Source organism: Pseudomonas sp. FSL W7-0098 (genome assembly GCF_005930585.1).
Classification (GTDB): domain Bacteria; phylum Pseudomonadota; class Gammaproteobacteria; order Pseudomonadales; family Pseudomonadaceae; genus Aquipseudomonas; species Aquipseudomonas bubulae.
This window is the reverse complement of the sequence record NZ_RXHW01000034.1, coordinates 1-250: the sequence shown is the minus strand read 5'-3', so window position 1 is coordinate 250 and position 250 is coordinate 1. Positions and strand designations below refer to the sequence as shown.

At 39.6% G+C, this 250-nt stretch carries 1 protein-coding gene; it reads right to left on the bottom strand.

Annotated elements, in window-relative coordinates; all coding sequences use genetic code 11:
- On the bottom strand, positions 1 to 250 hold a 250-nt coding region (locus tag FHL07_RS23570), incomplete at both ends, for a DDE-type integrase/transposase/recombinase (RefSeq protein ID WP_138738995.1).

Here is a 250-nt window from a genome sequence, read left to right as displayed (position 1 = left end):
ACTCTTGGTTGACCAAACTGTTTATGGAGTCGTTTCAAGAACGCATAAGCAGCTTGCGTATCCCGTTTCTTGCGTAGCCAGATGTCTAAAGTCAATCCATCCGCATCAATTGCACGATAAAGATAATGCCAACGTCCCTTAATTTTGATATAAGTTTCATCCATTTTCCACGAATAGAAGGACGGTCTATTTTTCTTTTTCCAGAGATGATAGAGGACTTTACTGTATTCTTGTACCCAACGATAAATCG